General features: G+C 30.4%; 10 protein-coding genes. 9 read left to right on the forward strand and 1 reads right to left on the reverse strand.

Annotated features, from left to right (window positions below; translation table 11 throughout):
- Positions 1 to 3 precede the first annotated feature (3 nt).
- From L1999_RS14160 to L1999_RS14200, 9 genes are read left to right on the forward strand one after another with little or no spacing between them, the layout of a single operon-like run.
- On the forward strand, positions 4 to 3,120 hold the full coding sequence (locus tag L1999_RS14160) for a UvrD-helicase domain-containing protein (RefSeq protein ID WP_235744348.1): 3,117 nt from the start codon (positions 4 to 6) through the stop codon (positions 3,118 to 3,120).
- Complete coding sequence (locus tag L1999_RS14165; RefSeq protein ID WP_235744131.1) at positions 3,089 to 5,818, forward strand: hypothetical protein; 2,730 nt, start codon at positions 3,089 to 3,091, stop codon at positions 5,816 to 5,818. Before L1999_RS14160 ends, L1999_RS14165 begins: the two co-directional genes overlap by 32 nt.
- A gap of 2 nt (positions 5,819 to 5,820) precedes the next feature.
- Positions 5,821 to 6,408 carry a hypothetical protein gene (locus L1999_RS14170; RefSeq protein ID WP_235744132.1) on the forward strand — a complete coding sequence of 196 codons (588 nt, stop codon included), beginning with the start codon at positions 5,821 to 5,823 and terminating at the stop codon, positions 6,406 to 6,408.
- 15 nt (positions 6,409 to 6,423) lie between these two features.
- On the forward strand, positions 6,424 to 7,293 hold the full coding sequence (locus L1999_RS14175) for a hypothetical protein (protein WP_235744133.1): 870 nt from the start codon (positions 6,424 to 6,426) through the stop codon (positions 7,291 to 7,293).
- Positions 7,294 to 10,554 (forward strand): SNF2-related protein, encoded by a 3,261-nt coding sequence (locus L1999_RS14180; RefSeq protein ID WP_235744134.1) that lies wholly within the window; start codon positions 7,294 to 7,296, stop codon positions 10,552 to 10,554.
- The gene (locus tag L1999_RS14185; RefSeq protein WP_235744135.1) at positions 10,547 to 13,006 is read left to right on the forward strand and encodes a helicase-related protein; all 2,460 of its coding nucleotides are present in this window, start codon (positions 10,547 to 10,549) and stop codon (positions 13,004 to 13,006) included. Before L1999_RS14180 ends, L1999_RS14185 begins: the two co-directional genes overlap by 8 nt.
- Positions 12,990 to 13,769, forward strand: coding sequence for a hypothetical protein (locus L1999_RS14190; RefSeq protein ID WP_235744136.1), 780 nt, complete (start codon positions 12,990 to 12,992; stop codon positions 13,767 to 13,769). The genes L1999_RS14185 and L1999_RS14190 overlap by 17 nt, the downstream gene beginning before the upstream one ends.
- Positions 13,766 to 16,882 carry a hypothetical protein gene (locus L1999_RS14195; RefSeq protein ID WP_235744137.1) on the forward strand — a complete coding sequence of 1,039 codons (3,117 nt, stop codon included), beginning with the start codon at positions 13,766 to 13,768 and terminating at the stop codon, positions 16,880 to 16,882. The genes L1999_RS14190 and L1999_RS14195 overlap by 4 nt, the downstream gene beginning before the upstream one ends.
- Positions 16,860 to 17,519, forward strand: coding sequence for a hypothetical protein (locus L1999_RS14200; RefSeq protein WP_235744138.1), 660 nt, complete (start codon positions 16,860 to 16,862; stop codon positions 17,517 to 17,519). Before L1999_RS14195 ends, L1999_RS14200 begins: the two co-directional genes overlap by 23 nt.
- 116 nt (positions 17,520 to 17,635) lie before the next feature.
- Here L1999_RS14200 and L1999_RS14205 read toward each other — a convergent pair whose 3' ends face one another.
- The gene (locus tag L1999_RS14205) at positions 17,636 to 18,754 is read right to left on the reverse strand and encodes a cysteine desulfurase family protein (RefSeq protein ID WP_235744139.1); all 1,119 of its coding nucleotides are present in this window, start codon (positions 18,752 to 18,754) and stop codon (positions 17,636 to 17,638) included.
- Positions 18,755 to 18,758: the final 4 nt, after the last annotated feature.

Below are 18,758 nucleotides of genomic sequence, written 5' to 3' on the forward strand. Positions count from 1 at the left end.
GTGATGTTCCCAAAGAGTCCAGTGATTAATTATGAATGTGAAAGGTTTGTTTATGAGTATTTAAAAAAGAATTTATCTAATAAATTTAATTGTTATTACAATTATTATGTTAAAGAAAGAGAAACAGATTTCTGTATTCTGGTACCAGACTTTGGATTCGTAATAATTGAGGTAAAAGGTTGGGACGGGACTGATATTTTATCAATACATGATAATACCGAGATTAAATATAGAAAAGCCAATAATGAAGTTGAAACAGACTATTCGCCTTTAAAACAATGCAGAAAATATTGCCAAAATCTCTCTGAGATGATTAAAGAAAAGAAAAATATGAATGTCTTCGTTTCTCCAGTTGTTTGTTATCCTTATATGGCAGAAGAGATGTTTTATCAGAAGTCTATGGATTTAATATCACCTAGAGAAATAACTCTATTAAAAGAAGATTTTGAAGAACCTTCGCGTTTCTTAGATATATTAATGAATAAGATTTCACATATAAAAAGAGAAAAAACAGTAAAAGTGAATGAGCAAGTATTTACAGTTCTGAGAAGTATTTTTGAATCAAAGGAAGAAATAAAAGCTGATTCTAATTTAACGATTCCTAAAAATGAAAAACCAAAAAACAATTATTATTCCAAACTAATCTTTATTCCGAAAAAACATGAAATATCTAAGGTCCATGAAACAATAAACCTTGCACTTAATTTATGGAAATCAGGAGTGAAGGTCATAGTCCTTTCTGAACAAACAGGGATAAATAACATTTTATTTAAACAGATGGAATTTGATCCTACATTTAAATACCTAGATAATTATCCATCTTTTGAATTATTTAATAAAGAGAAAGCTCAATTAATGAATAGAATATTTCATTTTGAAATATATGAAGCTGTAATTAATGAGCAAGTAGACTACTTTGAAGTCATTGATGGGAAAATAGAAGATGATAAAGGCCAGAAAACATTAAAATTTTTCCATGAGAAGTCTAATTTTAATCTTGATCAATATTTAGTGGAGCATGCGAATTTTAAACGTCATATCTTAGTCTCTGCTGGTGCAGGAACTGGTAAGACACATTCTATGATATCAAGAATAAGTTATTTAATTTATAAAAATCAATTAAGTCCAGAATCGCTTACGGATTCTATCTACATGATTACATTTACAAATGAAGCTGCAAATAATATGAAAAAGCGATTGAGTGAATACTTTAATAATTTATTTATCTTAACCGAAAATACCTATTATTTATCTATGATGGAAATGGTTACAAAGATGAACATTTCAACGATTCATTCTTTAGTTAAAAAAATTATTCAACATTACTCTGTTCATTTAGGGGTTGGGACAGCCATTTCGATTCAATCAGGGGTCTATGAGCGTAGGGAAGAGATTGTTAGAGAACTAAACCTATTAGTTGAATCGAATGATAAATACTTAAGTTGTGCATATCCATTTGAAAAATATGAATTAGTAAGATCGGTTGAAAATCTATTAGACAAATTTGAAAAGAAGAATGTAGATTTATCGCAAAAATATTATTTTGGATCTGTGACTGGTAATAAGGATTTATTTGAATTACTTTTGAAAACAGCTAAGAATGTTCAGTTAAAGACAATAGGAGAAGATATTGAAAAAAATATCGTGCAACTATCGAATTTGATGATCTATTTAAAAAAGATATTATCAACTTTAGAAAATGAAAATGATATTTCAAATCCAATTAAATATTTGTTTATAGATGAGTTTCAAGATACAGATGATTTACAAATAGATACCATTAAACGTTTTCAGAAACTGTTCGGATTTCAATTATTTGTGGTTGGAGATATTAAACAATGTATCTATCGATTTAGAGGAGCTGAAGATAATGCATTTAACCTCCTCTTAGATGGGATGCAAAACTGGGAAAAGGAATTTTCCTTAACAAAAAATTATAGAACCTATAATGAACTTCTATTAGACTTCGACAAACATTTTACAGCCCTCGGGAAAAATGATTATCTAAAATATGATAAAGCTCTAGAAGGAGTAAAAATTAGCGGAAGTTCTTTAAAACTAATGAATAAGGTATCATTTCATGACGAATATGAATTTGAAAAAAAATTAATAGAAAAATTGAAGATTCTAGAAAAAAGCCTGAGTGAAAAGGAATCCATTGCCATCTTAACAAGAACAAATTATGAAATTGAACAAATAAGACAAATTTGTAAGAAATATAACATTGAAGTAGATACAGACATGGCGGATAACCTATATGAGCTTGAATCCTCCATTGATCTTTACAAGCTTGTTTTAGCCCTTCAATTTAACAATAGTCCAAAACATTTATACAATCTTTCTTTATCAAATTTTTCTAGGAAAATTAGTAATCGAGTTATTTATGCCAACCGCAAAAGTCCAAATTATATAACACATTTATTTATGGATAACAAAATTATTCCAAAGTGGAATGATTATGTTACAGACTTGAAAAATGTTCCAGTCATACGATTGATTAAAAAAATGATATCTGATATTAAGCCATGGAACCAATATGTACACACTTTAGGGATAACGGATCCACATGAAGTTTTACAGAAGAAAAAGCATTATAAGAAAAACATGGATCTTTTATTAGAGACCATTATTAAACGTACAAATGATGAATATATGACGATCAATAAAATAAGAGATTTTTTATATATCATGATATTCGCTAAACAACATGAGGACGAACGGTCAATTGAAAAGGATAATAATAAAAAATTATTATGTACAACCGTTCATAAATCAAAGGGCCTAGAATACACACATGTTATTCTTCCTTTCTGTGAATTTGAATTAGAGTCAATCAATAAAAATGAAATGATTATAAATAAAAATGATATAGGGTTACAAATGAAAATTGGTGAAACATCGATTTATAATGACATCTTTAAAAATGAGAGAGATAAGGAAAAAACATCCAAGGTACAAGAAGAAACAAGAATACTATATGTTGCTATGACACGGGCAGAAAATACATTTACATGGTTTAAATCACTAGAAAACAACAATCGTAATGTAAAAGAATCATGGAGCAAATTGCTGGAAAGAGGAGAAAAAAATGAAGCAGTTAGCTTACAAGAATCCATTTGAATTACAGACTTTATCATTCTGGAATGAGCTAAAAAAATATCCTCATTTATGTGTCTCTCAAACACTTGTTGAAGGTTTAAAAGCTTATTATGGTAGAGAGTCTTTTTCACTTTTATGCACCATCGATCTTTTTTTAAAGCAATTTTATAGTGAGTGGCATGGAGACAATGAACTAAAGCTATTTCAAACGATTCACTTGTCAAATGCGATAAAAAAAATAAAGAATAACAAATTACAAAGCTCCTTTAAACATAATCAAAATGATATTTTAAAATCCATTCGATTTATTATTGAATGTGGAATTAAACCTGAAGATATCCAAAATAAAACTCATTTATCTGAAGAGCAATTGTGCTTAATTGATTTATATCAGGAACTATATGATATAGATTGTTTTAAATCGCTATTTCATCAATCAGAACGTGGAAGTGATGGATTATTAACTTGCGCAAAAGAAATCATGATAAAAGAATTGGAAAGAAATTTAGATCTTCACCCAAAACCTAGCGCTAGTGATGATGACCGGATTCATGAAATTAAGATGGCCATAGAATTAACCAAAAAATCCAACAAAAATGAAGAAAACAGTTCACTTCAACATGTTTTGAATCTACTTGAAAACCTTGGTAGTGAAGACGGGGCTTTCTCCTTTGATAAGGTCGTCATACATGGCGTACATCAATTCACACCTTTAATTTATAAATTTATACATAGACTCAATGAAATAGGAGTCGAAGTCATTTTTCTCTTTAACTATTGTGAGGAATTTAGTTCCATTTATAATACTTGGGATAAAGTCTATAGATGGACAAAAAGAGATACAGAGCAGCATGGTTCACTTTTTAGTATTATACCAAGACAACTCGGTGAAAATATGGGTTCAATTTTTGAAGGAAGAGTAAAAGATATTCAAAAAACGAATGAGTTCCTTTATAAGTTTGATAATCTAACTTCCTTTACTGATTATGTTTCTCCCATTTATGAAGATGCCAAAGAGAAATCAAATCAATCAGGCTCAACAAAGAAAATCGATATTATTAAAAATATGATAGAACAATTTTATGCAGTTGATGGGAGTGAGATTAATAGCTTACTAAAAGTATATTTTCCTGAACATTTTGGAGACCGTCATTTCTTATCATATCCTATTGGGCAATTTATTTTAGGAATTTACAATATGTGGGACAGTAAGAATAAACAAATTAAAATAGATGAACGGAATCTTAAAGAGTGTCTAGCATTAAACATTTGGAAATTTAGAGATGGATTAACACCTTTACAAATGTTCTATGACATGTCGTTATATTTTAAAGGCGCTCAGACTTTTACAGAATATATGAATCGGTTGGATAAAATTAGAAAAACGGTTTCCTTATCAAATAAAGACCAAATAAGAAGATTATCCTTCTTTAGCTATACAAAGGATGATGTGGAAAGCTTTATTCAGGTAATAGAATATATAAATAATTTTGCCACCCAATTGTTTAAGGATGGGCAAGATGATTTACGATCTCACTATAAAGAATTAATAGAATACATTTCAACCAACATCAATTCGGCTGAGATTAGTAAAAAAGAGCAATTGTTTATAGACGAAATTAAAAATAGATTAGAAACCATTGAGATAGAAGATATTGTTGCAGATATTGAAGATATTAGAAATACTCTACATTTTTATTTAACAGCTAGCGATAATAAGGATCAAGAAGCGGAATGGATTGTAAGGGACTTTGAACAAATTGATGGAGGAGTGCTTTTAGCAAAAGCAAAAGATGAAAAAAAACGAGGCAAACCTAATGCTGTGTACCACTTTGCAGGATTGTCAGATGAGAACCTTTTAAATAAAACGAAAAAATCTTTGCCGTTTCCTATCACAATAGAAATGATTGACGGAATGAATGAAATTTCTTCATTGATTGCCTTATGTAAAAAGGAATATATTCATTTTTTAAGATTTTCATTTTTCTATGGCACTTATTTTTTATCAGCATTAAACCCAATAAGTTTAAGTTATATTGAGGAACTGGAAGAAGAAAAAGCGGAGCCTTATTCTATTTTTAAAATATTAAATTTACCCGTACAGGATTGGCTGCAGGTAGACACGTTTGATGATACAGAACCTTTGTTACCATATAATGACCGGAGTACTGTTCCACTTGATATAAATTTAGATGATTCAATGAAACGCTCAGCCAATGCATGTTATTTAAGACTTTTATTTAATCATTGTCTTGACCCTTTTCCTTTTTTCAATGATGAATTTAATTTATTTTATGTTTCACAATTATTAGCAACATATACCATTATCGAGAAATACCGAGCTAATGATATTCCAATGCTAAAAACTTTGAATCAATTTAAAAATCTTTTTCCGTTTATGTCCTCCCTAGATTTTAAACAAATAGAGAAAATGGTTATTAGAGATCAAAATTCTCCACTTGAGCCTAAATATGTAGATACTAAACTAGAGTTTAAATATTTTTCGTGGAAAACAGATCAAGGAGAGAATCTTTTTCGAAATATTACGTTTGTACCAAGGGAAAATACAAAGCCTTATAAAAACTTCGTTAAAAATTTGGATAGGTTTATCAATGATGATAACATACCCTTCTTACCAGATGGACATAATTGGAAAATATGTGATGTTTGTAATCAAAAATATGTATGTGGTTACAGCCTCAAGGTTAAGGAGAACTAATAATGGGAAGAGACTTACTTACATTAGCAATCTCCCAATATAATAATCATGAATATATCCTGATATGTTACGATCAACTGAAAATTCGCCTATTATCAATTGAACTTCATAGAAATGAAATTGAATCAAATGGAGACATTTATTTTGATTTAGGTTCGGTTACAGAGGTAGAAGATTTAAGAGAAGTAGATATTTCCTATCCAGTTGGAGAAAAAAAATTAAAAAGTAGATTCACTCGAGAGCAGCTAAAGAAGTTTTTTGAAAGAGAAAAGGTAAATATTGAGGCATTTAAATTAAATAAAAATATCGAAAAATATGCCATTATTAAAATATCATTAGTAGAAGATTTTTATATAAAAGATCATAAATTACGTTTAAAGTTTTGGACAAGTGGGGTCCGCAATGATTATCTAGTCAAGGATGACCGTTGGGTAAATTATTATCAAAATAATTGTACAAATAGTGAATTCCTGAAGAAGCTGAATAACTATAAAAATCTATTTAATCATAAACAAAGATCGGCTTTTGCCATACTGTATAAATTCCAGGATTACGATGCAGTATGGATTGCTGGATTACATTTGCTATAGATGGTGACTTTAAATATGATAAATACACTCTACATTGAGATACGTAACATTAATGTCGTTTTTATGCTAGTCAATCAAAGTGATGAAGCACCACAAGACTTTAAATATACTGGAAAGTTATATGAACATATTGGAAAAGGATTTGGAGATCAAATCGTTGAAGCTGAGGTAGCTTTTGAAATTCTTCATAATAGTGGGGGGACAAATGAGTTAGAAAATACCCTTACTAAATACTATGAGTGTATTTTAGTCGGACGGGAATTTCCGAGCACGTATGAGGATCTTTCATTTCAAAAGCTTATGAATGAAGCGAAAAAGAGGGCACTTTCCAATGCAGAAGAATTGCTAGAAAGTAGTGGTTTAATTAAAAGATTTGAAGATTTATTAAAACGAGTTCGATTCGATACAACAAAATATCCAATTGATCAAATTTATATTCGTGAAACTAAGTATTTTCATTTGATGAAAAATTCAATTCAAAAAATTCTTCCCAATATATCTATAGTTGAGTTCAAAGAAGATACTTTAAGTTTGAATCAATTGGAAGAGGAACCTTATCCGAAAAAAAAACTTTATTTAAAGTATTTAAACTATTTAATACTCATTATGGAATTAGACTCAAATGAGTATAAGGAAAGTTGTTTAATATTTAAAACTAAATTTTCATTGGATGTAAGTATAAACATTGAGATTGTAGAGTCGTGGAGAGAAAAAGGAATGGTAAAGGAAAGATCTGTTAGGCATTTTTCCTTTAATTTACCCCTCTTCTATACCGATGAAGATATTCGACTAACAACCATCTATCAACCTAGGTATGGATATACTTTCGAAATGATTCACGTAGATTCGGGTGAAAAAGAAACTTTTATTGGAGGGGAGTCTTAAATGGGGTTTGAAGATATAGTAAATGGAATGTATGTAAGATGTCCTTTTGATGATGAAAGTGAAGACTTCCCTAGAACTTTTATTATGGGAAAAGTTATAGAAAAGCAAAATGATTTTAATGAAGTAATGGTTAGATTTTATGATCATTATGGACTTAGGGAATATCTTTCTAATATTCCCTCCAGGAAGCTGTTTAGATTAGAGGATGTAACTAGATGTCATTTAATGAAAAACGAAACTGTAAAATTTTACTCAAAAGGTAAGGAGCTAAAAAAAGGGGTTATTTTAGAATCCTTTAAGAAAAAAGAACAACCGTTTTATTACTACTATGTTTTATGTGGCTCACAAGTAGTAAAAGTGTGTGAAACAGAGATCGAGGCATCCTTACAATCTTCAAAATTTGATCCGGTTCAACAGCTTTTGCAATATGAATTTCAAAATCCAAAATGGTATTTAAATCGCAATGTGGTAAGTTCATTTACCAATATTTTAGATAATTCACCAATCGGTTTTGAAACATTAGTAGGAGCACGTGCTTATTTATTTCCACACCAAATTGATACGATTATGAGGGCTTCAAGACAATCACCATGTAGATTAATGTTAGCAGATGAGGTAGGTCTTGGTAAAACCATTGAAGCACTTATTATTGCCAATACATTAAATAGAACAAAAGAAGATTTTAATACATTAGTCATTGTACCCACTACTTTAATGAATCAATGGAAAAATGAATTTGATATTAAACTTTGGCTAAGAGCTGAAATAAATGATGGAAAAAGTGAAATTACTAGTAACCACGTGATTATTCCATTAGAGGAAATGACAAAACCACAATATAAGAATCTATTAAACCGGGATTGGGATTTGGCGATTATTGATGAGGTCCATAAAGTTATAAAGGATGAAGATATATACGATAAAATCTATTCTTTATCCCAGCGTATTGACAATTTATTAATTTTAACTGCGACACCTATTACTTCAAGAAGAACAGAATATTTAAATTTATTAAAGCTTTTGAAACCTCAAACGTATGGGGACATGAGTTCAGAACAATTTGATGTTCTAGTTGAAAAGAATAATAAGATTAAAGAGCATGTTTGTGAAATTAGAAATATGTTAGAAGAATATTATGAAAGCAATAGTGAAGATCAAGGATTACTAGAGGATATTGCCGATGAACTAGCAGAAATTAAGGACTATTTAGATGATGATTACTTCAATGAAGGGTTTGACTCCATTGATATAGAAAAAGAAGACCGGAGTTTAGTTGTGATTCATCTATTGTTAGGGTATATTGCAGAGTACTATCAAATTGACCGCGATATCATACGTCATCGTCGTGAAGAATTGAAGAATAAGTTCTCAAATAGAAGTCTTCATAAAATATCCTATATGATGCAGGATGCTGACCAAAACTATTATGAATACGAGAGCTACTCTTCATTATTAGATTATCTTAATGAATTGAAAAATGAGGGACTACTTAATATTGAAATAGCAAAGGAACTATTAAGTAGAATGTTCTCTTCACCATATGCGTTAAAGGCTTACTTAAAATCGAATTCAAAGTTAATACCCTCACAAAAGTATGATGAATTACTTTATGTTGTTGATAAATACATTCAAGGAATGGAGAGAGAGATTGAGGACCCACACCTTTATCTTGAAGATCCCGATTTTATTAGAAGTAGAGTAACTAAGCTTTTAGATTATTTGGATCAAGAGGCTTATGACCAAAAAGTGGTTATTTTTACTTCCTATACTGAAACAGCTAAAATGCTCAATCAATTACTTAGTAACTTTCTAGAATCTGATAGTTTAAGCAGATTTTATAAAGGATTACCAGAAGAAGATTTAACGAGGGAAATGAATAAGTTTCAAATGAACAAAGATGTCAAGGTCATGATTTGTGACTATACGGCAGGGGAAGGTAGAAATCTGCAAATGGCAGATCTCATTATTCATTATGATTTGCCAGTCTCACCAAGTGAAATTGAACAACGAATTGGGCGTTTAGATCGTATCGGTAGGGACCAAGATAAAGAAGTAAGTTCCATTGTTTTATATGCTCAAGACTCAATGGAAGAATACTTATTGAGAATATGGAATGAAGCTTTTAATATTTTTGGTGAATCATTAAGTGGGCTAGAAATAGCATTAGCAGATTTTGAAGAGTTAATTAAAGATTTCCTATTAAATTATGAAGAAATCGAATTTGATGTGGTATTGGATGATTTTAAGAATGAGACGAAAGAATTAAAAAAAGTTCTCCGAGAAGAACGCCTATACGATGCCAATCGTCAGCTCAGTCGACGCCTCCAACGTATGATAGAAAAACTAATAGATAATGTAGATGATAATCAAGGAAAAAGTTTATCAAATGCAATGGGTGCATGGGGAATGATGGTAGGATTTAGAAGTGAAAAAGTTATGATGGAACAAAATATACTAGCTAAGTTTTCTGCGCAAACCTTTAGTCATGGCTCTTTTAGAAAAGCATGGTATATTCCATTGGAGACAAGCGAAATTCTAAAGAGATCGAAAAAGCCAAATGAAATCGTTGGAACATTTTCGAGGGAATTAGCTATAAAAAATGAAGCACTTGCCTTTTTTGCACCGGGTGAACCCATTTTCGATTCGATCATGAATCATGCCATCACAAATTACAGAGGCACTTGTTGTGCAATGGAATTAGCAGGAAATTTTGAGTTTAGTGGATTTGTATTTAATTGGAAAACTAGTTTCCAAGATCGATATCTATTAGATTTTGGATTTCCAATAGAGAATATTAAACATTTAAAAGGATTTAATCTAGTTAAGAAAGAATCAGATTTAATTAAACTTTCTGGTGATGAAACGATTACCATTGATGATATTGAAAGCTTAATCCAATCAACTAGTCAATCTAGAATTACACATCTTGGTCAACGAAGTGGGAGATTTAGTAACATGGATCAATTTATTGAATTATATTCACCTAATCGTTGGAGAAAACTTGTTATTCAATCAAGAAATGCAAGCCTTGAAAATGTTAAACAAAAATCGGCTAAAAGAATATCCAATATCAAAAAACAGTTTTCGAAGAATTATAAATTGGAAAATAGAGGACATAACCAATCAAGATCCTTTTATGATAGTGAACAACTGGAGGTAACTGAAGATGAACGTTTATATAAAGCTTTAGTTAAAGGAATATCTAATTGTAGCTATGAACTAGATTCTGTTTTTTATGTTAGGGTGAGAAAGCATGTATGACAACCACAAGGGAATCATCGAGGAAATGTTGTTAGGCAAGATTTCTCCTAAGGAAGCAAGGTTACAAGAACAAGAAAATAAACAAAATACTCCACAAGAAAGTGTCACTTTTAGATTGATATCAATCTATGAAAAATACTTGAAGCAACAAGTCACCTTGAATGATTTCATGGTTATTTTTCGGCATTATTTATTAATTTTAAAATTAAAAATTAAAGTATCTGATAAATTGTTTAATGAGATGTTTAATTATTTACAACATTTTGGACTTAACTATTATAAGTATGACATTGATGTAGAAATTTCATGTAATCCTTCTTTTCCCGAGTGGTTAAATGCAGCTAATGAGATTTTAGATGTATATAAATATAATTCTAATCCACCTCAAACAGCAGTAGGAGATGGGTATTTATATAACATGACTGGATATAAGGAATATACATCAAAGGGGCAAAAATATTTAGTAAATGCTGCAATTAAACAAGAAGAAGGTACAACTATTATAGCCGCATTAAGAACAGGAGGAGGAAAATCCCTTGTTTTCCAAATGCCTGCTTTTTATGATGAAGCTGGTGTAACAATTGTTATTGTCCCAACCGTTTCTTTAACAATCGACCAGCAACAAAATATTAAGTCTAGTTATAATGAAGAAAAATTCGCTGCAAGAGTTATTCATGCAGGTGTTACACTAGAAGAAAGGAAGAAGATAGAAGCAGAATTAAAAGATGGAAAGGTATCTTTGGTCTATACATCTCCTGAAGTAGTAATGAGGCCATGGTTTAAACAGGTTTTATTTGAATTAGCCGTAACTGGGCAATTAAATAGATTTGTCATTGATGAGGCACATATCGTGGATGAATGGGGCGATCTCTTTAGAATTGACTTTCAATTGTTATCTGTTATTAGAAAAAAGTTACTTCAATTAACAAACGGAAGATTAAAAACCCTTCTAGTATCTGCTACTTTATCAGAAGAAACATCTACACTTCTAGGTGAATTATTTTCCGAAAAAGGTCGCTTAATTGAAATTAGGACAGATACACAAAGAGAAGAAATCATGTATTACTATAAATATTGTGATAGCATTCATCAGAGATCCCAAAACTTCGAAGAACTATTAACCAAACTTCCGCGACCCTTTATTGCTTATGTTGGTACAAAGGCGGATGCAGAATATTATACTACTTTAATTAGACAAAATGGTTTTACACGTGTAAGGGAATTTACGGGTGATACCTCATCAGAAAAAAGGGAAGAAATTTTGGGAAAGTGGAAAAATGATGAAATTGACATTGTTGTGGCAACTTCTGCTTTTGGGGTTGGGGTTGATAAAAAAGATATTAGGGCAGTTGTTCATTTATACATGCCACCAAGCATTGATAGGTTCTATCAGGAGGTAGGAAGAGGTGGAAGAGATGGCTATCCGGCCCTTTCTATATCACTTATTAATCACTTGGAGGACTATAAATTAGTAAACAATTTAACGAGTAATAAAGTATTGACTGTTGAGAAAATTATTGAAAAAATAACAGACTTATTTTCTCAGCCTAAATCGATTGAAAGTGGCGATCGAATAGTAGTTAATACGATGATTTCCCCTCGTAATCGTGACGAGCAATATACTGGTCGTACTTTTGCTAATTGGTATGGATATGTTTTATTGTTTTTATACCGTAATGGCTTTATTGATATTTTAGATGTGGAATGGCTTGGAAATGGCGATTATGATTGTGTCATTCAGATCAAAGACTTTTCTATTGTAAATATTAACGATGAATTTGTAGAAAAAATTAGGATTATTAGAGAATCTGAACGTAATAGAATTAATAAGCAAATAGATCTTATAAAAGAAATGTTGAAAGTGTCAAATAAAAGCTGTTATGGTTATCATTTAGAAGAAATATATCCTTATGCGACTAAGGCGTGTCTTTCATGTCCAGCATGTAGGTTAAAAAAAAGAAAATCAACTGTAAGTACTCATCATATTTCTGTTACTGAAGGTCGTTTAATGTTTTTGGAACAACAAAAATTATATCAGATACCATCTAATACACATGTTTTAAACGAGACACTTTTTCAATACGATAAACACTTTAATACAATCTATATCCGTGATCACAAATTTAATGTGATATTGGTTGAAAACCGTAACCAAATTGACTTTGAATATCTTCCGCACGAGAAATTTAATATTTATGAATACGATGAGCTTTTGTCGGGTGATGATATCATTTTAAATGGTACTATTTGTATTGTGTTAAGTGAAAATTCTATAAAAGCAAATAAAATCTACCAATATATACACAATCTAAAAAGTACATTTCCAAGGAATAAACTACTATATATCGCAAAAAAAAATACATTCATTACTAGTGAATCTCGTTATATAAATGAACTGATTCAAGGACCAGTTAATGAAATTATAGGAGATCTTCATGAACATAGAAACTAATTTTAATCTGGAGGCAACTCCAGAAAGAGTTTACTCGCTTTTAAAATTAATCGAAATGAAACCATACACTCAAGACGAACTAAAACAATTAGTGCACCCAATTAGTAAAGATGGTGAATTAAACAAAGTTTTAAAGTATTTACTTGATTGTAAATGGATTTCTAAAAATAAAACCAATCAATATGAACTCCATTTTGAAAAGGAATATCTAGAAACTTTTGATCTATTTCGCAGAAGATTAAATTCAATTTTATTTAACGGAGATAAAACCATTTTTTATATGTATACAGAATGGGTTGTTAGTAATGATGAAAAAATCTTGGGAATTAGAGTAAGTGACTATACAAGAGAAAATCCAAATTTTATTAGAGAAGGGAAAAATAACTTTTATTTGCAATGGAGATTATGGGCAAGTTTTTTAGGTATTGGAAATTTGCATAATAAGATATTTATTCCTAATCCTTCTACTAGAATTAAGGATATTATTGAATATAACATTAATGAACAAAGCACTGACAAAGCTATTCCATTAAATGATTTTTTTAGTTGGTTAATAACCAAATGCCCTGAACTTAATAATTGTTTAGTAGATAACAATATTTCCACTTTTCTTTCTTTAGCGCTTAGAGAACTTCACGATCAAGAAATAATAAAATTAGAGTACCACCAGGACTTTCCTAATATCTGGTATTTAACAAATAGCATGTTTCACGAGGTAGATCGTCAAGTCACGCATATTCGATTGAGGAGTGATCAAAATTGAATTATTTACATTTACTTAGTCGTTTAGATGAAGTTATTGTAAACGATGCGACTTATACATCACCAGCAGAGTTCCTTGCAACTCACCTACCATTTAAAAATTTAAAATATACATCAAGCGGTATTGGTGAAGACATTGAAAAAAGTATATCAGAGGAAGATTTTTTTACGGAACATTTATTAAAACAATCCAATAAACACAATTTTATTGTGGTGCAGGGTGATAGTGGGGCAGGTAAATCGCATTTTATAAGATGGTTAATGGAACGATATGATTTAAATAAGGAAAAAGACGATGTAATTGTCTCAATAAAGCGCCATCAAAATACGTTAAAATCAGCAATAGCTCAAATATTACAATCTGATGTATTTAGCGAAATAAAAAATAAAGAAATATCACAAAAACTTTCAAATGCTAAAGAATTATTAGATGATTCAGAGTTGCTCTATTCTATTAAAAATAATTTTTTGACAAAGTTAGAATCAAAAGAGGATTTTGTTAATTGTATAATTAGTAAAAGAGAGTCGAATAAATTAATTGAATTTATAAAATGTAATTATGCAGTTGAGAATCTATTTGCAGCACCCGGTGGACCATTTGATCGAATCTATCAAAAGATTTCATCTAATTCAAAAGATAAGCTTCAAACAGAATTTGATGCAAGATTTACACCTGAGGACTTTAATATTTCATTAGATTTTAGAGAAGAAATTGAAGATTATGAAGATATAACAAGAAGCGCTCGAGATTTTGCTAAAGATATTTATAAAAAGGAAGACTTTAGAGTTAGAGTATCGAAATATTTAAACTCCTATGTGGACTCTGTAATTCAACTTTGTCTTCAAATGAATGGTGAAGATTTTAGACAAGTAATCTATGATCTTAGAAAGTACTTGAAGAGTATAAATAAAACACTTACCTTATTTATTGAGGATGTTACCTCATTTACGGGGATTGATCAATCTTTAATTGAAGCATTAAATGTATCGGATCATAATAACGATGAAATTTGTAGATTATTTACAGTGCTAGGAACAACGAAATCTTATTATAATTCATTTTTTCCTGATAATTTAAAACAGAGGGTAACGGGTAGGGTATTTATAGAGTTAGAATCCATTTTTGGATCTAAAAATGATGTGGTCATAATGGCAGCTAGATATTTAAATGCCATAAATACAAGCAAGGACGAATTGCAGCATTGGCATTTAACAGGTGCTAACTTTAAAGATTTACCAATATCAAAAATGTATGAAAAACATAATTGGAGTGCATTTAAAGATCCAGAGTTAGGTGATATCTACCTATTTCCGTTCAATAAAAGAGCCATAATACAGCTTTATGAAACCTTAAATGAAAAAACACCCCGTGTCTTTCTAAAACAGGTTATTAAACATGTATATGAAAGATTTATTAACAACCCTACAGATTTTCCAGGTAAATGGCAGGAATTTAAAAACTATTATGATGTACCTCAATGGGCTGAGGAATTGCATAAAACATTAATTGAAAATCAACTTCCAGATAAATCAGACGAATTATCCTGTGTCCTGAGAGTATGGGGAGACCGTACCGCTTTTCGTACTACAGAGAATGGCGAAATACGGTTAGGTGATTTACCGAAAGAAGTTTTCGATGCTTTTTCTTTACCGTTTGTTAAGGGGAAAGAAACAGATAGCAGTAATGTTACAAATGGAGGCGGAGAAATTGCTCTATCGAAGATTACAAACCCTCCTCCGACTAAAAAACCTGAACCGAAAACTTCAACTAATAAACAGAGTGAAGCAAATAAAAAGTATGAAAAAGAAAAACAAGTATTGCGTGATTGGTTTCAAGAGGACAAACCACTATCCAATCATAGAGAATTAAGAGGGGAAATCTCTAGTTTCCTTCATTCTTTTATCCAATGGGAAAAGTATGGAGTGTCAAGCTACTTAGCCACCAACTTTTTTGGCAGTTCTTTTAACCGAATAGGGATTGAAGGACAACCGGTTGAAATCAATCGTTCTGGTTTAGTTTTAAAAAGAACAAATATTGACTTTCAGTTCTTAGATGCACTTCTTACTTTTAAATATCAGGGGAACAGTACTTGGAATTTTCCAAATTCAACAGATTATTTATTACTGATATCTAAATGGATTTCGTTAAACATTAAAACTATTGTTGATTTAATAACTAAGCATGATAAAGAAGTACAGTGGGATATGCTAAAATGGGCAGTATATAATCAATATTTAATTTGTGTACTAAATGGACAAATTACTGGTGAAGAAACTGCAGAGGAAATCTATTTACATGTTATGAACGCTCAAAAATTAATAAGGGAAAATGAACATTCTCGGAACTGGGAACGTTTAATCGGCCCTATCAAAGATCATGACATTATTAACAATAGCGATTTCTTGATAAAAAATACTAACCTGTTATTGGGAGAAGCGAGTTTTGATACGAATAAAGTATTTATTGCAGCTCACAATGTATTAAATGAGATTAAAAGTCTAATAAAAATAAAATGGAAATTATCAGATATACCTGATGTAAAAGAATCAAATTCACTAATTTATATTTCATATAGTTTAATGAAAAATATTCATTCATTGATACAGAAACTTGTGGAACTAGAATTAGCCGAGCTGCAAAATTATACAAAAAAAATAACTAACTTTGTGACTAAAGAAGAAGTACTTCAATCTATCTATAAAATTAGGTCCTTCCTAGAAAATACATTGCGCGGAAAAGCACAGGAGTTTTACTCTGTCGAGGATTATAAAATAGCATTAGAAAGTGATGAGGAAATAAATAAATTTTCTTCCGAAATTGTAGGGATCATGGAGACAATTGGCACAATAGAGGATACCAATTTGGAGAGTTTAATAAAAATATCAAGACTTTCCTTAGTGACCCTAACAAGGTTTTATACTTTATTGCAGGAAATAGACAATAAACTTGAACAACTGAAAAATAAATATGAGAATTCAATTAAACAAAATGAGAAAGAAATAATTGAATATGAAGAGAACCTAAATGAATTAAAGCGTAATGTAAGAAATGTAAAGAAATCATTAAACTTATTAGGAGTTAGTGATATTCATGTTGTTAAAGAAAATAGATAATACCGTAGATATAATAACACGAAGCCTAGATTTGGCAGAAATGAAAAATAATAATAATAAAGTTAAAAATTTATCAAAGTTTTTTTCAGAAATTAACCAGCTACAAAAAGATATAAGCTCGCTTCAGAAAGAATTTTCTAAAAGAGGCCTCATAGTTTCAATTGATCTAAACATAAAATTATTTAATATCAAAATCAAGAACCTAACGGATTTGATTGATCATGGAACTATTCCAACTGAGCGTGAATTTATTGATATTAAAAATAGTCTTGTGAATTCTAAATATAAATTTACTGAGAATTGGAAGGAGATGGTAAGGGAGAGGATTAAACCAGTTATTAATTTATTAACTATCGTAAAAGATTTATTTTGGAATGATAACCAAGCGATTTTTATTATAAAGAAATTGAATAATTTATATTCAGTTCAACCTTCCACTAAATCTTTTGATGAGTTAGAGGATCTAATCAGCCAGGGAACAGGAATCATTACAAATTTACATTTAAATGATACGATAATTGAATTTTTGCAAAAAGTGTTTGATAACAAAGCTACAGTATCTGATTTATCACCTCAAGTATTAGTGTGGTTAGAAGAGAATGACTTAAAGGATTCTTTAAAGCTTAGTTTTTCATAATATAAGGATAAAAGGGAGATACAGTTCTCCCTTTTATCCTTATATGTTTCTTTCCCCCATAAATTACCGAAAGTTGACTGTATTGCCTGTTCGATTTGGAAGAGTACATAATTATCCTACAGTTGATTAAAAACAACTAAATCTTCTATACTTAGAAAGCTAGACAATGAGAAACGGATTGTTGATCTAACCTGATCGATCGACAATCCAATAGCAGCTAGAACATGAGAAGGTTTACTAGAACTGCATGCTGATCCAGTAGAAACCGCAATAATTGGAGATAGTTTTTTCACTAATATCTCATTATTAACACCTTTAAATTGTACGCTAATTATTCCAGGGATTTTATTCGTAACATCATTGTTAAAAACAATATGGGTATTGAATTTCTCTTTTAAGATGTCAGTTAAATAGTTTTCCAATTCTATTAATTGATTTCTATTTTTAACTGCATGTATGTTTGCTAACTCTGCAGCTTTACCAAATCCAACAATATTATGGACAGCAAGGGTACCACTTCTTATTCCAAGTTCCTGCCCTCCACCATGTAATAGGGGGGTGATTTTAGTCAGAATATCGTATTGATCCTTTCTTATAAATGAACCACCAATACCTTTTGGACCATGAAATTTATGACCGGAGAAAGATAAGAATGTCAAACCTGGATAATTAGATAAATCCACTTCAATCTTACCTATAACTTGTGTAGCATCTGAATGTAAAAAAACATTTTCCTCTAAACACAAGTTTGAAATAGACTTCATATCATTTAAAGAACCTAATTCATTATTACCCCATATTACAGAAACAAGAATAGTAGTTCCTTTCATTTCTTTCTTCAAATCTTCAATATTAATTCTTCCAAAATGGTCGACATCAAGATAAGTAACTTCGAAACCTTTTGTTTCTAAATATCTACAAGTTTCCAAGACAGAGGGGTGCTCTACTTTTGTTGTTATGATGTGATTACCTTGGTCAGAATAATAATCTGCTACACCCTTAATAATCATATTATTACTTTCAGTAGAACCACTTGTAAATATTACTTCCGAACTAGAACAGCCAAGTAAAGAAGCAAGATTGTTCCTTGCTTCTTTTACTGCATTTTTGGCATTTTCAGCAACTGAATAATATTTACTTGATGGGTTACCAAATTCCTCCATAAGATAGGGGAGCATTGCATCTTTTACTTCCGGATGAACCTGAGTCGTGGCACTATTATCTAAATAAAGCATCGAT

It is taken from the genome of Neobacillus drentensis (genome assembly GCF_021560175.1).
GTDB classification, from domain to species: domain Bacteria; phylum Bacillota; class Bacilli; order Bacillales; family Cytobacillaceae; genus Neobacillus; species Neobacillus drentensis_A.

Excerpts from the sequence above, each read along its gene's own strand:
- L1999_RS14185 (WP_235744135.1), top strand. The coding sequence starts at position 10,547 with ATGTATGACAACCACAAGGGAATCATCGAGGAAATGTTGTTAGGCAAG.
- L1999_RS14175 (WP_235744133.1), top strand. The coding sequence starts at position 6,424 with ATGATAAATACACTCTACATTGAGATACGTAACATTAATGTCGTTTTT.
- L1999_RS14160 (WP_235744348.1), top strand. The coding sequence starts at position 4 with ATGTTCCCAAAGAGTCCAGTGATTAATTATGAATGTGAAAGGTTTGTT.
- L1999_RS14165 (WP_235744131.1), top strand. The coding sequence starts at position 3,089 with ATGAAGCAGTTAGCTTACAAGAATCCATTTGAATTACAGACTTTATCA.
- L1999_RS14200 (WP_235744138.1), top strand. The coding sequence starts at position 16,860 with ATGTTGTTAAAGAAAATAGATAATACCGTAGATATAATAACACGAAGC.
- L1999_RS14180 (WP_235744134.1), top strand. The coding sequence starts at position 7,294 with ATGGGGTTTGAAGATATAGTAAATGGAATGTATGTAAGATGTCCTTTT.
- L1999_RS14205 (WP_235744139.1), bottom strand. The coding sequence starts at position 18,754 with ATGCTTTATTTAGATAATAGTGCCACGACTCAGGTTCATCCGGAAGTA.
- L1999_RS14170 (WP_235744132.1), top strand. The coding sequence starts at position 5,821 with ATGGGAAGAGACTTACTTACATTAGCAATCTCCCAATATAATAATCAT.
- L1999_RS14190 (WP_235744136.1), top strand. The coding sequence starts at position 12,990 with ATGAACATAGAAACTAATTTTAATCTGGAGGCAACTCCAGAAAGAGTT.